Source organism: Bacillus sp. RK1064 (genome assembly GCF_051488405.1).
Classification (GTDB): domain Bacteria; phylum Bacillota; class Bacilli; order Bacillales; family Bacillaceae; genus Bacillus.
In genome coordinates, this window is the sequence record NZ_JBPSCZ010000001.1 from 2,455,065 (window position 1) to 2,470,961 (window position 15,897).

17 protein-coding genes and 1 riboswitch are annotated in these 15,897 nt (G+C 41.0%); of the genes, 16 read left to right on the top strand and 1 reads right to left on the bottom strand.

Annotation, left to right across the window (positions count from 1 at the left end):
• The first annotated feature begins 22 nt into the window (after window positions 1-22).
• The 7 genes from ACSSTM_RS12535 (at window position 23) to ACSSTM_RS12565 (ending at window position 6,331) form a co-directional block, all read left to right on the top strand.
• Window positions 23-1,324 carry a pyrimidine-nucleoside phosphorylase gene (locus tag ACSSTM_RS12535; protein ID WP_106036376.1) on the top strand — a complete coding sequence of 434 codons (1,302 nt, stop codon included), beginning with the start codon at window positions 23-25 and terminating at the stop codon, window positions 1,322-1,324.
• A 181-nt stretch (window positions 1,325-1,505) separates the two neighbouring features.
• Window positions 1,506-1,949 carry a MarR family transcriptional regulator gene (locus tag ACSSTM_RS12540; protein WP_106036377.1) on the top strand — a complete coding sequence of 148 codons (444 nt, stop codon included), beginning with the start codon at window positions 1,506-1,508 and terminating at the stop codon, window positions 1,947-1,949.
• A 14-nt stretch (window positions 1,950-1,963) separates the two neighbouring features.
• A complete protein-coding gene (locus tag ACSSTM_RS12545; RefSeq protein WP_034660498.1) occupies window positions 1,964-2,602 on the top strand; it encodes a nitroreductase family protein in 639 nt (212 codons plus the stop codon).
• 25 nt (window positions 2,603-2,627) lie between these two features.
• The gene (locus tag ACSSTM_RS12550) at window positions 2,628-2,921 is read left to right on the top strand and encodes a putative quinol monooxygenase (protein WP_060597613.1); all 294 of its coding nucleotides are present in this window, start codon (window positions 2,628-2,630) and stop codon (window positions 2,919-2,921) included.
• Window positions 2,922-3,110: 189 nt separating this feature from the next.
• Entirely contained in the window at window positions 3,111-5,492 is a 2,382-nt protein-coding gene (locus ACSSTM_RS12555) for an immune inhibitor A domain-containing protein (RefSeq protein ID WP_420734984.1), read from the top strand.
• Between the two features lie 208 nt (window positions 5,493-5,700).
• Window positions 5,701-5,958 carry an ORF6C domain-containing protein gene (locus ACSSTM_RS12560; RefSeq protein ID WP_034660495.1) on the top strand — a complete coding sequence of 86 codons (258 nt, stop codon included), beginning with the start codon at window positions 5,701-5,703 and terminating at the stop codon, window positions 5,956-5,958.
• 1 nt (window position 5,959) lies between these two features.
• Window positions 5,960-6,331, top strand: a complete 372-nt coding sequence (locus ACSSTM_RS12565) for a DUF1304 domain-containing protein (protein WP_034660494.1) — start codon at window positions 5,960-5,962, stop codon at window positions 6,329-6,331.
• Window positions 6,332-6,364: 33 nt separating this feature from the next.
• Here the strand turns inward: ACSSTM_RS12565 and ACSSTM_RS12570 are convergent, their stop codons facing one another.
• Window positions 6,365-6,529, bottom strand: coding sequence for a hypothetical protein (locus tag ACSSTM_RS12570; protein ID WP_003214630.1), 165 nt, complete (start codon window positions 6,527-6,529; stop codon window positions 6,365-6,367).
• A gap of 254 nt (window positions 6,530-6,783) precedes the next feature.
• Between ACSSTM_RS12570 and ACSSTM_RS12575 the strand changes: the two genes are divergently transcribed.
• The 9 genes from ACSSTM_RS12575 (at window position 6,784) to licT (ending at window position 15,580) form a co-directional block, all read left to right on the top strand.
• A complete protein-coding gene (locus ACSSTM_RS12575) occupies window positions 6,784-7,440 on the top strand; it encodes a type 1 glutamine amidotransferase domain-containing protein (protein ID WP_034660493.1) in 657 nt (218 codons plus the stop codon).
• Between the two features lie 141 nt (window positions 7,441-7,581).
• The gene (locus ACSSTM_RS12580; protein WP_342689310.1) at window positions 7,582-8,709 is read left to right on the top strand and encodes a hypothetical protein; all 1,128 of its coding nucleotides are present in this window, start codon (window positions 7,582-7,584) and stop codon (window positions 8,707-8,709) included.
• A 56-nt stretch (window positions 8,710-8,765) separates the two neighbouring features.
• Window positions 8,766-8,869: riboswitch (TPP riboswitch) on the top strand.
• Window positions 8,870-8,955: 86 nt separating this feature from the next.
• On the top strand, window positions 8,956-9,642 hold the full coding sequence (tenA, locus tag ACSSTM_RS12585) for a thiaminase II (RefSeq protein WP_034660490.1): 687 nt from the start codon (window positions 8,956-8,958) through the stop codon (window positions 9,640-9,642).
• Window positions 9,639-10,238 carry an ECF transporter S component gene (locus ACSSTM_RS12590; protein WP_034660488.1) on the top strand — a complete coding sequence of 200 codons (600 nt, stop codon included), beginning with the start codon at window positions 9,639-9,641 and terminating at the stop codon, window positions 10,236-10,238. Before tenA ends, ACSSTM_RS12590 begins: the two co-directional genes overlap by 4 nt.
• On the top strand, window positions 10,213-11,811 hold the full coding sequence (locus ACSSTM_RS12595; protein ID WP_106036380.1) for an ABC transporter ATP-binding protein: 1,599 nt from the start codon (window positions 10,213-10,215) through the stop codon (window positions 11,809-11,811). Before ACSSTM_RS12590 ends, ACSSTM_RS12595 begins: the two co-directional genes overlap by 26 nt.
• Entirely contained in the window at window positions 11,801-12,535 is a 735-nt protein-coding gene (locus ACSSTM_RS12600) for an energy-coupling factor transporter transmembrane component T family protein (RefSeq protein ID WP_034660485.1), read from the top strand. The genes ACSSTM_RS12595 and ACSSTM_RS12600 overlap by 11 nt, the downstream gene beginning before the upstream one ends.
• Window positions 12,536-13,068: 533 nt before the next feature.
• Window positions 13,069-13,524 carry a methyl-accepting chemotaxis protein gene (locus tag ACSSTM_RS12605; protein ID WP_258395123.1) on the top strand — a complete coding sequence of 152 codons (456 nt, stop codon included), beginning with the start codon at window positions 13,069-13,071 and terminating at the stop codon, window positions 13,522-13,524.
• A gap of 171 nt (window positions 13,525-13,695) precedes the next feature.
• Window positions 13,696-14,511, top strand: a complete 816-nt coding sequence (locus ACSSTM_RS12610) for a YwqG family protein (RefSeq protein ID WP_034660483.1) — start codon at window positions 13,696-13,698, stop codon at window positions 14,509-14,511.
• Window positions 14,512-14,746: 235 nt separating this feature from the next.
• Window positions 14,747-15,580, top strand: coding sequence for a BglG family transcription antiterminator LicT (licT, locus tag ACSSTM_RS12615; RefSeq protein WP_034660482.1), 834 nt, complete (start codon window positions 14,747-14,749; stop codon window positions 15,578-15,580).
• Window positions 15,581-15,897 lie beyond the last annotated feature (317 nt).

Sequence of the window (15,897 nt, forward strand, 5' to 3'; positions counted from 1 at the left end):
AAAAAAAGGAATGGTGAAAACAATGAGAATGGTAGATATCATTGCGAAAAAACGTGACGGAAAAGAATTATCTTCAGAGGAAATTTCTTTCTTTGTCAAAGAATATACGGACGGAACAATTCCTGACTACCAAGCAAGTGCCTTGGCTATGGCAATTTTCTTCCAAGATATGACGGATCAAGAACGTGCAGACTTAACGCTCGCTATGGCGAACTCAGGAGACACGATTGACCTGTCTGCCATTGAGGGCATTAAAGTAGACAAGCACTCAACAGGCGGTGTAGGTGATACAACAACGCTTGTACTCGCTCCTCTTGTGGCTGCACTTGATGTACCTGTTGCGAAAATGTCTGGCCGCGGCCTTGGACATACAGGCGGTACAGTGGACAAGCTTGAAGCGGTAAAAGGCTTCCACGTAGAAATTACAAAAGACGAATTCATCGAGCTCGTGAACCGTCATAAAGTAGCGGTCATTGGGCAATCAGGCAACCTGACACCAGCGGATAAAAAGCTTTATGCCCTTCGTGATGTGACAGGTACCGTTAACTCGATCCCGCTCATTGCAAGCTCTATTATGAGTAAGAAGATTGCTGCTGGTGCAGATGCAATCGTACTAGATGTGAAAACAGGCGCAGGTGCTTTCATGAAAACCCCTGAAGACTCTGAGAAACTTGCAAAAGCAATGGTTCGCATCGGAAACAACGTAGGCAGACAAACGATGGCTGTCATCTCTGATATGTCTCAGCCGCTAGGATTAGCGATTGGAAATTCCCTTGAAGTGAAAGAAGCGATTGATACACTCCGAGGCGAAGGTCCTGAAGACTTAAACGAGCTTGTGCTCACATTAGGAAGTCAAATGGTTGTTCTTGCGAAAAAAGCAGAGACACTTGATGAAGCAAGAGAAAAGCTAATTGAAGTCATGAAAAACGGCAAAGCACTTGAGAAATTCAAGGAATTCTTAGAAAATCAAGGTGGAGACGGCTCGATTGTGGATCAGCCGGAAAAACTGCCGCAAGCCCCTTACCAAATCGAAGTTCCTGCAAAGGAATCAGGTGTGGTTGCTGAAATCGTCGCAGACGAAATCGGTGTTGCAGCGATGATTCTTGGAGCAGGACGTGCAACAAAAGAGGACGAGATCGACCTATCTGTCGGTATCATGCTGAACAAAAAAGTCGGCGATCGTGTTGAAAAAGGAGATTCACTCGTGACACTTCATGCAAATCGTGAAGATGTTGCGAATGTCATGGAAAAAATTTATAACAACATCCGCATCGCAGATCATGCTGATGCACCAACTCTCATTCACACTGTGATCACAGAATAAAGGAAAAAGGACAAAAGTGCTTCGTCGCTTTTGTCCTTTTTTTGTTCATTTCTTTTTCTATTGAGATAAAAAATTTCACTTTATGAAACAAACCACTTGCAATCATCAAATAATGGGTGTATATTAGTTGACGAGTCAATGATTGATATATCAACTAATTGATCTGAATAGAAAAGAGGGGATGGCATTGACTGCATTTTGCTCTGAAAAAGCAGAGGTATTATACCGTTTGCAGTGCGTGAACCGTATGATGGGTGTGAAGTTCGAAGCATGCACGGGCATCAGCCAATCAAGACTAGAGTTGCTATCACTGTTATTCCAAGCCGACGAAATCAGCCAGTCAGATTTGCAGAAAAAAGTGAATATTGACAGTGCGGCTGTGACGCGTCACTTAAAACAGTTAGAAACAAAAGGAATGGTTACGCGCAGAAGAAAGCCAGAAGATAATCGAGTCACACTTGTTCGTCTGACAGAAGAAGGCAGAACGAGAATCGAAGCTTCTAAAAAAGAAAAAGAACGATTTATCTCAGAAATGCTTGAAAACGTAAGTGACGAAGAACGAAAGCTTCTCACTGATGTGCTCATGCGAATACAACAAAACATCGAAAAGATTCAAACAACCTAAAGGAGTGTTTCAACATGGCTGCAACATTAAAAACAAACGATTTTATGGAAATTATGAAAGGGCGCCGCTCCATTCGTAACTATGACCCAGCTGTGAAAATCAGCAAAGAAGAAATGGCAGAGATTTTAGAAGAAGCAACAACGGCACCATCATCAGTGAATGCACAGCCTTGGCGCTTTATGGTCATTGACAGCCCAGAAGGAAAAGAAAAGCTTGCACCACTTGCAAAATTTAACCAAACACAAGTGTCAACATCAGCAGCTGTCATTGCAGTATTTGCAGATATGAAAAGCAATGAATACTTAGATGAAATTTATTCAAAAGCAGTAGAGCATGGCTACATGCCGCAAGAAGTGAAAGAAAGACAAATTGCTGCACTAACTGCACACTTTGAGGTTCTTCCAGAGCAAGTCAATCGCGAAACAATCTTAATTGACGGTGGAATTGTGTCTATGCAGCTTATGCTTGCAGCACGTGCACACGGCTATGATACAAATCCAATCGGCGGATTTGATAAAGAAGTCATCGCTGAAACATTTGGCTGGGATAAAGAACGTTATGTACCAGTGATGCTGTTATCAATTGGGAAAGCTGCTGACGAAGGTTATGCATCTTACCGCTTACCGATTGAACGCATTACAGAGTGGAAATAATATCTTTTCAAAAGGAGACGATCATATGATTATTATTCATGCAGGGATGACCATTCATCCAGAAAAAGAAAACGTATTTCTAGAAGAAATCAACGCATTAATGAAAGCTTCACAAGCGGAAGAAGGCAATGTATCCTACAAGCTGTTCAAGGATACAGAAAAGGAAAATACCTTTTTAATGGTAGAAGTGTGGAAAGATGACGCTGCGGTTCAGAGCCATAATGCAAGTGCACATTTCCAAGCTTTCGTAGCGAAGGCAAAAGAATTCTTAGCCGCTCCACTTGATGTTGTTGCATTTCAAGGCCAGCAGCTTTCATAGTAAAACAACAAACACCCTAGGCGGTTATCGTCTAGGGTTCTTTTATTTTCGACACCTTGTTCCACCCATTTCATTCCCGTATTGTGCATTTTCCACAAAGTTTCTGAAAATAAAATGTTTTTCGACTTAAGTATATTGGAATATGCTAGAATGAGATATTATTTATTACCAAATTAGGGAGGAACTAATATGAAAAAAGGGAAATGGACGAGCATTGCACTAACGGCTGTCCTCAGTTTAGGCACATTGGCAGCTTTCAGCACCCCTCTATCTGCCCACACCACAGAGAAATCAACATCCTCAGATGGCGGTCATTATTCAGGTATTCCATTTGACGCAAGTGTCGTGAATGAAGACCGTCTCATCAAAGCCTTGAAAAAACAAGGAAAGATCAAAAAGAATGCCAATGAGGCAGAAACTCAAAAAGCATTAAAGAAATATCTAAAGAAAAAAGAAGAATCTGCCATGAAACAAAGTGCAAGCACCTTAACAGAAGAGCCTGAATTTCTGAAAGAATACAAACAAGAGGTACATAACAAATTAGCCAACAAGAAAAAGTTAAAGAAGCATAAAGGAAAAGAAGGGAATCATGTAAAACCGGTCAAAAGGGAAAAGTATAAAGGCGATGTTCGCAATGATAAGGTATTGGTTTTATTAGTAGATTTTAAAGATTATAAGCATAATAGTATTAAAAAAGAAGAGACTGATATGTACTATGACAAGTACAATCAACAGCACTATCAAGATATGCTTTTCGGAAAAAATGGCTACATCGGTCCAGATGGTAAACGCAAAGTATCCATGAAGCAATATTATGAAAAGCAGTCCGGCGGTAGTTACACAATCAGTGGAACAGTTGCAGGATGGTATACAGCTAAGCATGAAGCAGCCTATTACGGTGGAAACGTACCAGACGAATCAGGCAGTGACGGCAAACCGCGTGAATTGGTGAAAGAAGCACTCGAAGCAGCAGCAAAAGACCCGAACATTGATCTCGGTGAATATGATCAATGGGACCGCTATGATATAGATGGAGACGGCGTTTATAACGAACCAGACGGCATCATTGACCATCTGATGGTCGTTCATGCTGGCGTAGGTGAAGAAGCTGGCGGCGGACAACTTGGCTCTAATGCGATTTGGTCGCACCGCTGGTCACTTGGTGATGTATTTGAAATTCCAAACACTGAATCTGAAGTCGGGCAAGGCGGAAAATTAGGTGCGTTAGATTACACTATCGAGCCTGAAGATGGCGCGGCAGGCGTGTTCACACATGAATTCGGACATGATCTTGGTCTTCCTGATGAGTACGATACACAGTACACAGGCGGAGGCGAGCCTGTTTCATACTGGTCGATCATGTCAAGCGGAAGCTGGGCAGGTAAAGTCCCTGGAACGGAACCAACAGGCTTTAGTCCATATGCGAAAGAAATGCTTCAAAACTTGCATGGCGGTAACTGGCTTACTGGACAAACCATTGATGGTAAAACATTAAAGAAAAGCAAAACAGTGCTAATTGATGAAGCAGCAACAAAAGGAACGAACCATGATGCGGTTCGAGTGGATTTACCAGATAAAGAGATTGTGGTCACAAAACCTGCTCAAGGACAATATTCGTACTTCAGCGGAACAGGTGACAATTTGAATGCGACCATGACGACAACAGGTATCGATTTGTCGAAGGGGAGCAAAGCAGAGCTTACATTTAAAGCATGGTACGATATCGAAGAAGATTATGATTATGCGTATGTAGAAGTACGTGAAACAGGAACTGATCAGTGGAAGACCATTTCTGGTAACATCACGAATGATCGAAATGAAGCAGGTGCGAACGAAGGCAATGGAATTGACGGAAAATCGGACGGATGGGTAGATGCAGCCTTTGATCTTTCTGCTTATGAAGGGAAGAAAATCGACCTGCAATTCCGCTATACAACCGATGCAGGCTATTCACTGCCAGGCTTATTTGTAGATGATTTAAACATCACAGCAGATGGGACGAAAGTGTGGTCAGATGATGCCGAGGGCACGTCTAAGTTCACCTTTAACGGATTCTCAAAATCTAATGGAAAACAATATGCACCCCAATATTATTTGATAGAGTGGCGCTCTTATGCTGACGTTGATAAAGGCTTAAAGCATATCAAACGTGGGGCAAGCCTCATGAGCTATAATAACGGTTTGGTCGTGTGGTATGTCGATCAATCCTATAGTGATAACTGGGTAGGAAATCACCCAGGGAACGGTTTCCTTGGGGTAGTAGATGCAGATCAGCAAGTATTGAAATGGAGTGACGGCTCCATTGCTGCCACAGGCTTCCAAGTACATGATGCAGCATTTTCTTTGAATCCAAGTACGAAGCTGAATATTGATTATACAGCGACAACAGGCTTAACGTTGGCAGATCGCTATATTCGCCCGACTCGTACATTTAGTGATAAAAAGAATTATGTGAATCCAAATAACCCAGATGCAGGACGTGATGTACCAACATATGGTCTATCCTTTAAAGTCGTTGGACAAAGTAAGGATCGTTCTGTTGGAAAGGTATTAATTTCTAAAAGTAACTAAACAGAAAGCCGGATTTTACCATTGAATCCGGCTTTTTGATATGGTAATAAACTGTTTTTGATGAAAAGGACGGCTTTTTGGTCGAATGTCTGTTCTTTTTTATTTTGATATCCGAATGAAACCATTATATAATAGAGACTGGAAGGTTTTTCTTTCATTCATGGTTCTTTTTTAGCTGTTAAAACAAAGGAAAGGATGAGCGTTACCAATGAGTTGTGTCACTGCTAAGCAATTAAAGGTGATTAGAGGGACGATGCAGACTTTTTGCAGCCATTTGGAGTATGATGGTCACGGTAAGCTTCATATCAATACCATCATGGCTTTTATTAAAAAGGAATTCGGTGTGAGAAAAATGAAAGACATTCCACAAAGCCGGTTTACTGAAGCGCTTGAATTAATACAAGACTTTGATTTATACACGGATAAAATAGAGATTCGTGATCGTCTATCAGAAAGGAATAACTAAATTGAATATTTTAGCAATGATATTAGTAGGAATTGTCGCATTAGAACACATTGTCATTATGTTATTAGAAATGTTTTTTATGGAATCAAAGATGGCAAAGAGATCCTTTAAGCTGCCAGAACACTTGCAAAAGGATCCAAATGTAAAAGTGATGTTTGCCAATCAGGGGCTTTATAACGGGTTTTTAGCTGCAGGACTCATTTGGGGGCTCATTCTCGGATCGAATACTGTTGGATATATGATTCAGCTATTTTTCATTCTTTGTGTGATCATCGCTGCGGTATTTGGCGGTGTGACCTCTAATAAATCAATCATCATCAAGCAAGGAGTACCAGCGCTGCTTGCATTAATTGCGCTTATCCTGGCAATTTAACCATAAATAAAGCCGCCCTAGTGAGGGCGGCTTTTATCTTTTTCGAAGACCCATCAGACGAATAATGGATGTCAGACAAAGAGCAACGGCAACAGCCAAAATAATTTTTCCATACATGACCCCTGTTAGGTTCATCAAAAAGACGGCCAATATGATACAGAGCGTGATGATGATCATCACAATCGAATAGGTTTTCATCTCTTTTCCACTCCTTTTAAAGTCCCCTCACATCCGAGAGGTCTATCCATCTTACCTCATATGATATCACTCAATGACAATTTTACATGAAATTCCCTACCAATAGAATGTGACATATTGATTAGATTTGATGTCATGCCATATTTTTTAGAAAATCGGGTATACCATAAAGAGCTGCATTGAAGTTTAATTGCTTGATATTTAATTGTGCAAAATATAAAATAACCATATGATATATCGAAAGGATGATCAAGATGAGTAAGAAAGTGTTATTAGTATCGACAAGCAGTTCGGAAATGAACGGACATCCAACAGGCTTATGGCTAGAAGAATTGGCAGAGCCATTTCATATTTTTAAAGAAAATGAACTAGATGTCCAAATTGTCTCTATTCAAGGAGGCACTGTGCCTATTGATAAAAATTCCATTCCAGAAGGTGTTCCAGCGCAATATGAAGATGTATATGAATTACTTCAAGACACAAAGGCGCTTACAGATGTGAACCCAGCCGATTATGATGGCATCTTCTTTGCGGGAGGACACGGCCCAATGATCGACTTTGCATCTAATCAACTGGTAGCCGATGCAATCTTAGCCATTTCAGACAAAAATGGTGCAGTCGGAGCTGTTTGTCACGGCGTTTCAGCATTCGTTGATGTGAAGGATCAAAATGGCAAATCTTTTATCGAAGGCAAAAAAATCACAGGCTTCACAAACGAAGAAGAGGAAGCTGTTCAGCTGACATCAAAGGTTCCATTTTTATTGGAAACAAAACTTCGTGAGCAAGGGGCAGCGTTTGAAAAAGGAGATGCCTTTGCACCATTCGCTGTAGTTGACGGGCAAATCATTACTGGACAAAACCCAGGTTCCAGCGCAGAAACAGCACGCCTGTTTGTTAAAACCATTTCATAAAATGATCAAAAACCAGTCGTAATATATGCGGCTGGTTTTTTTGTCATAAAGATGTCCTAAAAAAGACCAAAACAATGAATAGAATAATGGTAAAATATTAACAGGGCAAAAAACCCAATTAAGGAAAAAGGGGATGTTCCTGTGAGAGCATTTTATGTGAAAATCACTGCAGCTTTATTGTCTATTTTACTTGTCACAACAGGTTTATTTTCACCAGCATTAAAAGCAGAAGAAGCACCGAAATCAGATGGGAAATTGTCACCACTGACGGAAAAAGCTATTCAGCAAGTGCAAGAGTCGTTTTTGAAGCAGGATGAAGGAACCGCTATCCAACAGAAGCAACTGAAAAAATCTTTTAAAGTAGATAAGAAAAATGGAATCAGTATCAAACGAAAAGCCGCTAAAGATGGCAAGATGCGTACATCTGCCATTCGCTCCATTGATGGACTAGCAATCAACCAATCTGTTGTCTTATCAGAGGACGACCCAGTTGATTTATGGTTTTTAAGCACATCTTCACCTCAGGCACTCATCAGCCGGATTACCTCTTCAAATCCCGATTATTTCGTTCAATTATTTGTTGTTGATTATGAAACAGGACAAGCGTACCCGACAGACCTGATTCAGCCCGCAGGCAGTCTCCTTGGTTTGACCAACTTACCAGCAGGTGACTACGCATTCGGTATCACAAGCGGTGGAGATTTCGGAGACTCTTACACGTTACAGGTGAATGCAAAAAACCCGCCCAATTTCACAGGGGCTGTGTCCCTATCGTCAACCTTACAATACTTTGTAGCTGAGTATGCAAATGGGGATGTATTTGCAAATGGCGCAAAAGTATACAACAAGCAATCGAAGACAGCAGATTATGAATGGGAGCGTGTATTTTATTTCTCTTATGATGGTAAATACGAACAAAGAACCCACTCAATTTCAAGTGTAAAAGTGAAAAGCATTTCCGCTCCAGTGTCGTACTCAGCGCCTTATGCAAGCTCCTCAGAGGCCATTCTCGTCTACTTAGATGTTGAGACATTGTTTATGTACCATCAATCTTCATATGCAAGCGGTCAATATTACCACGATACCTTTGTAGATACACTTGGCAAGAAAACGCCAAGGTATTTAGATATTGATGATATGACAAATTACGGTGATCATATTTTAGCTGTTGATTTGAAAACAGGAAAGCCAATTGATTTCTTCAGTGTCCTTAATTTTTACTATGCCACAGGGATCGAGAAGCTGCCAACGATCAAAACATTGAATTAAGAAAGGCGGTTGACATCAAATCACCACATGTGTAGAGTAAAGATAATTAAATGATAAAAGTCCACTAGGGGAGTCATGTATGACTGAGACAAGAGGAAATCTTGGACCCTTTGAACCTGATCTAGTTCGTACTAGCGGAGGGAAGTGGAGCTGGACCTTGTCTTATTCATAATTGAATCGATAAGAAGGCCGCTCCATTTGGGGTGGCTTTTTCATTTATTCAACTGAAGAAGAGGAGGCTTTTTTATGACATTTTCAGCGCAATTAAGAAAAGAAACAGAACCATTATTTGAAGCCATTTATCAGCATCCGTTTGTCAGAGGGCTGGCAGCAGGAAAGCTGGAAAAGGAACAGATCATTCATTACGTCAAACAAGATGCAGAATACTTACATGCATTTATTAAAATTTATGCAGCGGCTCTAAGCAGATGTACAGACAAAGAAGATATTGCCTTTTTCCATCAACAAATTGCGTTTGTACTAGATAGTGAGACGCACCCTCATCAAAATCTTTGCCGAGTGGCAGGTGTATCGTATGATGAGCTACAAGGTGCTTCATTGGCTCCGAGTGCTCATCACTATATTCATCACATGCTGCAAGTCGCCCAGGAAGGCACGCTTGGGGAAATCATTGCTGTCCTGCTTCCATGTCCTTGGACATATTGGGAAATTGGAAAACGAATGCTCTCAGACGTGCAGCCTGACCCGTCACATCCGTTTTATGAGTGGATCACGTTTTATGGAGGGTTAACCGACTCTATTACAGTGGAGCTTTGCAAGCGGCTCGATCAGCTGGCGGAAGGAGCAAGTGAGAAGGAAAAGGAAAAAATGAAACAGCACTTTATCTTAAGCTGTCAGCTTGAGTACAAGTTTTGGGAAATGGCGTTTACGGTGGAAGAGTGGCCAGTTCCATTGCAGGTGCATTCATCATGACATGGAAGATGAAAGAAGTCGTCCTTGCTGTCATTTTATCCGTTGCGTGCGGTGTCATCTATTTAGGATGGTCCACACTTTACTTACCAATTACAGCATTAGTTGGCCCAGCAGGAGGCAACATCATGTTTGGCATTTGGGTGATTGCCAGTCCAATCGTCGCGTATATCATCCAAAAGCCGGGAGCTGCCCTGATTGCAGAAACAGCCGCTGCCGCTGTGGAATTACTGACAGGCAGCCACTTTGGTCTTTCAGCCCTGCTGATTGGTGTATGCCAAGGGCTTGGGGCAGAAATCGCCTTTGCTCTTTTTGGTTATAAACGTTATCGCATGTGGACACTGATGCTGTCAGGTGCCTTTGCAGCTGTTGGAGCAATGGCATATAGCCTCGTTGCAAATGGCTTTGGTTATTACACGCCTCAAGTTTTACTCATCACACTGATGACTCAAATCATCAGCGGGATGATACTGGGCGGATGCTTAGCGAAAGTTGTGGTGGACGCATTATCCAAAACCGGTGTACTGAATCAATATGCCATCATGAAAGAAAAACGAAACAAAGGTGAACAGCATGGATTCATTTCTCGCGTGCAATAATCTCACTGTCCGTTTTTATGAACAGCCTCAGCCTGTTTTGCATCAAATCTCTCTTTCCATTCAAAAAGGAGAAAAGGTGCTTATTTTAGGACCAAGCGGAAGCGGTAAATCCACACTCATTTCAGTTCTGGCTGGGATTATTCCAGAACATATGGAAGCTGACATGCAGGGCGAAGTGATATTGCAAAGACATACAGGCGTCATGTTTCAAGATCCTGATTCCCAGTTTTGTATGCACCGCGTCAATGAAGAAATTGCCTTTAGCTTAGAGAACCGTTCCGTCCCTCGTGAAGAGATGGATGACATCATTCAGCAGCTCATGCAAAAAGTCCAACTCGATGTCGATCCGAATACAGACATTCATACATTATCTGGCGGCATGAAGCAGCGATTGGCACTTGCTTGTTTACTAGCGTTAGAGCCAGATGTGCTGTTCTTTGATGAACCGACCGCACAGCTTGACCCAGCAGGCAGAATGGAGGTTTTCCAGCTGCTACAGCAGCTTGCAGGTGAGCAGCGACAAACCATGATTTTTGTAGAGCATGTGCTAGATGGTGTCATCGAATGGATGGACCGGGTGATTTTATTAGACGATCAAGGCAGCATTTTAGCAGAGGGGCCTCCAAAAGATGTGCTCGCGACATATGAAGAAGAAATGAAAGAGGCAGGGATTTGGCGGCCTAAATTATTTCCCGAGAAATGGTCCGCAATTATTCAAGACCCATTTCATCCAATGAGTCAAACGCTTATGCAAACCTTTGAAACAAGAAAAGAGCAGCGTAAAAAAGTGCCGTCGACTGAGCGAGAGACCATCATTCGCACAGAAGATCTTCAATTAAGCTACGGGAAAAAAAGGATTATGAGTGACCTTCAGCTGGATATCAAAGCAGGGGATTGGGTGGCGATAATTGGGGAAAATGGAAGCGGGAAAAGCACATGTCTCAAACATTTAGTCCGTTTAGAGCCAACGAAAAAAGGCAGCATTTTCTTAAAAGAGACACCCCTCAAAAAGTGGTCTGACCGACGACTATATGAAAAAGCAGGCTTTGTGTTTCAAAATCCGGAGCTTCAATTCATACAAGATACAGTGTTCGATGAAATCGCATTTGGTGGAAGACAGCGAAATTGGCCAGAATCCGTTGTGCAAGAAAAAACAGTTCAGCTATTGGAAGAGTTCGGTTTAGAGAAGCATGCAAAAGCGCATCCTTTCACCTTAAGCTTAGGTCAAAAAAGAAGATTGAGTGTGGCCACAATGCTCCTTTTTGATCAGGATGTACTATTGTTAGACGAACCGACTTTCGGGCAGGATGAAAGAACGGCGAAGGAATTAATGAGGCGTTTGAAAGAGCGTCAATGCCAAGGCACCACCATTTTGATGGTCACACATGATATGGACCTCGTCGATAAGTGTGCCGATCAAGTGCTTCTTTTTCACCAAGGAAAGCATGTGTATGATGGCACGCCTTATGATTTATTTTCAAATCAGGAACTTGTCGATGCTTATCAGCTGAGAGCCCCTTTGCATTATCGCTATGTGGCTGAAAGAAAGGACGTGCTGACGATTGCAAAGTAATCACTCCTTTCTTTCCACTGTGAATCCAGTCATCAAATTACTCGCTCATCTGCTCGCGATGTGTTGTCTCATGGCGATATCTGACCCTAAAACAACCTTCATCATCTGGCTGTTTGCACTTGGTATTGGACTTGTCTTAGGCGGATGGAATATGAAGTATCTTTTCACAAGACTTGTCCCTTATCTGCTCTTTTTTATTCTCGTATTTTGGATGATGGCGGCCTTTGGCAAGGGGGATCATACTGTTTGGAAGTGGGCATGGTTTCATATCACAGAGGAGAGTTTGAAAAATGGCCTTACCATTTCTTTCAGAATGCTTGGCTTTGTGACATTCGGTCTCCTTTTTACGTCCACAACAGATTTGACGGCCTTTATGATGAGCTTAATACATCAATGCCGAATGTCCCCAAAATGGGCATATGGGATGCTTGCTGGCTTCCGGTTTATCCCGTTATTTCAAAGTGAATTAAAGCAAATGAAGGCAGCACATAAAATCAGAGGCTATAAGCAAAAAAACAGCTGGAAAGCCTTTATGCGTTATGCACTTCCTCTTTTTACGCAGGGCGTACGAAAATCAGAGCGCTTAGCGATTGCGATGGAAGCACGAGGTTTCACGGGGGCGAGGGAGCGGACGTATTATCATGTCATCAGCACTTCGTGGATCGACTATATGTATCTTTTGCTCATCGGTATCAGTGTCTTGATGTGCATGTCCTTTTTTTAAAAATACCCACATTCTCTTGATAGAATGTGGGCTTTTTATATGTCTTAGGTCATTTGATTGATATTAGTGCACATTACAGGCTGTAATAGACCTTATAACGAACCGATAAAGAGGATGTACTGAGAAAAAGAGAGGATGAACGTGAGCGAATGTCACAGAGAATTGATAACATAATAGACGCTTTACCAATCATTGGACTAGCTATGAGAGAGCAACTAACCTTTTCTGTTTTAGGGAAAGAGAAGGTTCTTTATTATCAGCAACATGGGAACATTGACTTAGGGTTTAAAGCTGGGGACATAGTAGCTCCAGGGTTCGAAAACTTTTCTATGTTGAAAAATGGGAGAGAGCCATCGTTTATCCAAATTCCGAAAGAGGTATACGGGATTCCAATGGATATTGTAGCCGTTCCAATTAAAGATGAGACGGGTCAAGTAGTCGCTGCTTTCTGCGTGGCCTATGACCAGACCAATCAACAACGATTAGATCACATCATGACGGAGAGCAACCAAGCTTCCGAAAAACTAGTCGCAATGGTACAGCAAGTTGCCGCACATTCAGAGGAACTACAAGCGACAAGTGAACAAATTCTACAAAACACGAAAACCACTGTAGAAAATTCCTCTAAAATCAATCAAGTGTCCAATCTTATAAAAGGTATCTCTGATCAAACGAACTTACTTGGACTCAACGCATCAATTGAAGCTGCAAGAGTAGGTGAAGCAGGAGCAGGCTTCGGAGTGGTCGCAACGGAAGTAAGAAAGCTGTCAACTCACGCCAAACAAGCGACGACGGATATTGAAACAGCGCTAAAAGATGTGCAGGGATCGATTAAAGGAATGGAAGAAGAAATAGCACAAATTGTCGCTTCCTCTGAGCATCAAGCAGAGCTTGTAGGCACGTTCACAAAAATTATTGAAGGTCTTCATGAAACAAATGAAACGATGAAATCACTGGCAGAAGACTTAGTGAACTATCAAGTGAAATAAAAAATACCGACCAAAACCTCCAGATGAATCGGAGGTTTTTTTACGTTTTAAGGTGGGCAAGTTGTTCGGATAATGACCGATTTATCGCTGACAGGCAGGGTACACTTCTGTATGATAGAAAAAGAGATACTAGTCTGGTCAGTAGACCTATTCATAAGGAGGAAGACCATCGTGACACAATCAGCGAAGCTGCAAGAAATAATAGCACCTTACCGTACAATGTTAGATCAAACTGAACAACCAATGATTCAATTACAGATGAAACAAGGAAAAACAGGACCATACGACAGCAAAATTGCAGGCGATCCTTACTTCCCAAAAAACGACGAATATCCAGTTGATGGTGAAGGACACCCTATGAAGCTTTTGGCACAAATAAATTTTGGACAGCTGCCGAAGCTGAAGGATTATCCAGAAACAGGACTTTTGCAAGTCTTTATTTCTGTGCATGATGATCTTTATGGGATGAATATTGACCATAAAACAGAGCAAAAAGATTTTCGGATCAAATTTATTGAGGAACCTTTCTTGGCAGAAGAAGAGCTGTTGACTGATTTTTCTTTTGTGAAAATTCCAGACGACTTTTATTTTCCTGTGACGAAGGAAGGCGCAATTACAGGTGAACTGGCAAGCGAAACGGTCAGTGTAGGAGATTTTCGCTTTGAAAAAGTCACAGGTAAGCGAAGCTGGGACCTATTCGAAGATGTAAAAGGCATTGATGGAGATGAAGCTGATGCCCTGCTAGATGAATTTCATGATGCAGCGAGTGGCTTTGGTCACAAATTGGGCGGATATCCAGGCTTTACACAAGAGGACCCGCGTACCTATGAAGACCAGGAACATACCGTTCTGTTATTACAAATCGACTCAGATGATGAAGTAGATCTGTTGTGGGGAGATTGCGGAATCGCCAACTTTTTTATCAAACCAGAAGACCTCAAACGAAAAAATTTCGAGAATGTCGTCTATAATTGGGATTGCTCCTAATTTTGTAAAAAACACTCTTTAAGCACTCTTTTTAGAGTGTTTTTATGTATGTTTTTAGACTTTTTTGCCCCTATTTCGTCATTTTTGAGAGGTAATATGTCATTCTTTCTAGTTGACCGTATCAAAAAAAAATGTAAAATCATCTTAAAGTCCTCTTTTTTGAAGATAATAATAAAATGACATATCAATCTACAATGAGATGCTCGAAAAAGCGGAATGTACTGGGGGGTATCAATTGATCATTTCGAAAGTAATCAATAATAATGTGGTCAGTGCGTATGATGACGAGCAGCATGAGCTGGTCATTATGGGCAGAGGGATCGCTTTTCAAAAGAAAAGTGGAGATCCGATTGACGAAGAACGTATTGAAAAAGTATTTTCCATTCAAAATAAAGATATATCAGAAAAATTCAAAACCCTGCTTTATGATATTCCGATCGAGTATATGCAAGTGTGTGAGGCGATTATTGATCATGCGAGAACAACCCTTAATAAAAATTTGAATGACAGCATCTATGTGACACTGACGGATCATATTACCTTTGCTATTGAACGTCATCAAAAAGGAATGGACATCAAAAATGCTTTGCTCTGGGAAATCAAACGGTTGTACAAAGAAGAGTTCATGTGTGGTGTAGAAGCGATCCGGATTATTCAGGACAAGCTTAACATTCATCTTCCTGAGGATGAAGCCGGTTTTATTGCGATGCATATTGTCAATGCAGAGCTCAATGAAGAAATGCCGAACGTGATTCAAATTACCAAACTCATTCAAGATATTTTAAATATCGTCAAGTATCACTTTCAAATTGATTTAGACGAGGAATCATTAAATTATTTCCGTTTTGTCACGCATTTGAAGTTTTTTGGACAGCGTCTGTTTAACGAAACACAAATGGAAAATCAAAATGAATTCCTGTATGAAGTAGTAAAAGAGAAAAACACCGCGGCTTTTCAATGTGCTGAGAAAATTAATGATTATGTTCAAAAAGAATACAACCGAAGTCTCATAGAAGATGAGATGCTATATTTAACTTTGCATATCGACAGAGTGGTAAAAAGAAAATAAATTCAAAAAGAAAGCGTTGACATCATAAAATTAACATGATAATTTATAACTATAAACGAAATAACCCACAATCTTTTAGGATTGTTACTGGTCAAGCAGGCAAAACCTAAATCATTGCCCCTATCTTTGATAAGGCGTGATTTAGGTTTTTTTATATCTAAAGACTTATAAAAATTAAATAACGATCAATCGCTATGAAGGATTGTTACTGGTTAAGCAGGCAAAACCTAAATATCGATTAATGTCTGAATTGTTATTTCTCGGACATTAATGGATGTTTAGGTTTTTTCTATATCATGATTTAATCAACGATTGGA

Coding starts and splice junctions, on each gene's coding strand:
- ACSSTM_RS12535 (WP_106036376.1), top strand. CDS start 23: ATGAGAATGGTAGATATCATTGCGAAAAAACGTGACGGAAAAGAATTA.
- ACSSTM_RS12540 (WP_106036377.1), top strand. CDS start 1,506: ATGGCATTGACTGCATTTTGCTCTGAAAAAGCAGAGGTATTATACCGT.
- ACSSTM_RS12545 (WP_034660498.1), top strand. CDS start 1,964: ATGGCTGCAACATTAAAAACAAACGATTTTATGGAAATTATGAAAGGG.
- ACSSTM_RS12550 (WP_060597613.1), top strand. CDS start 2,628: ATGATTATTATTCATGCAGGGATGACCATTCATCCAGAAAAAGAAAAC.
- ACSSTM_RS12555 (WP_420734984.1), top strand. CDS start 3,111: ATGAAAAAAGGGAAATGGACGAGCATTGCACTAACGGCTGTCCTCAGT.
- ACSSTM_RS12560 (WP_034660495.1), top strand. CDS start 5,701: ATGAGTTGTGTCACTGCTAAGCAATTAAAGGTGATTAGAGGGACGATG.
- ACSSTM_RS12570 (WP_003214630.1), bottom strand. CDS start 6,529: ATGAAAACCTATTCGATTGTGATGATCATCATCACGCTCTGTATCATA.
- ACSSTM_RS12575 (WP_034660493.1), top strand. CDS start 6,784: ATGAGTAAGAAAGTGTTATTAGTATCGACAAGCAGTTCGGAAATGAAC.
- tenA (WP_034660490.1), top strand. CDS start 8,956: ATGACATTTTCAGCGCAATTAAGAAAAGAAACAGAACCATTATTTGAA.
- ACSSTM_RS12590 (WP_034660488.1), top strand. CDS start 9,639: ATGACATGGAAGATGAAAGAAGTCGTCCTTGCTGTCATTTTATCCGTT.
- ACSSTM_RS12595 (WP_106036380.1), top strand. CDS start 10,213: ATGGATTCATTTCTCGCGTGCAATAATCTCACTGTCCGTTTTTATGAA.
- ACSSTM_RS12605 (WP_258395123.1), top strand. CDS start 13,069: ATGGTACAGCAAGTTGCCGCACATTCAGAGGAACTACAAGCGACAAGT.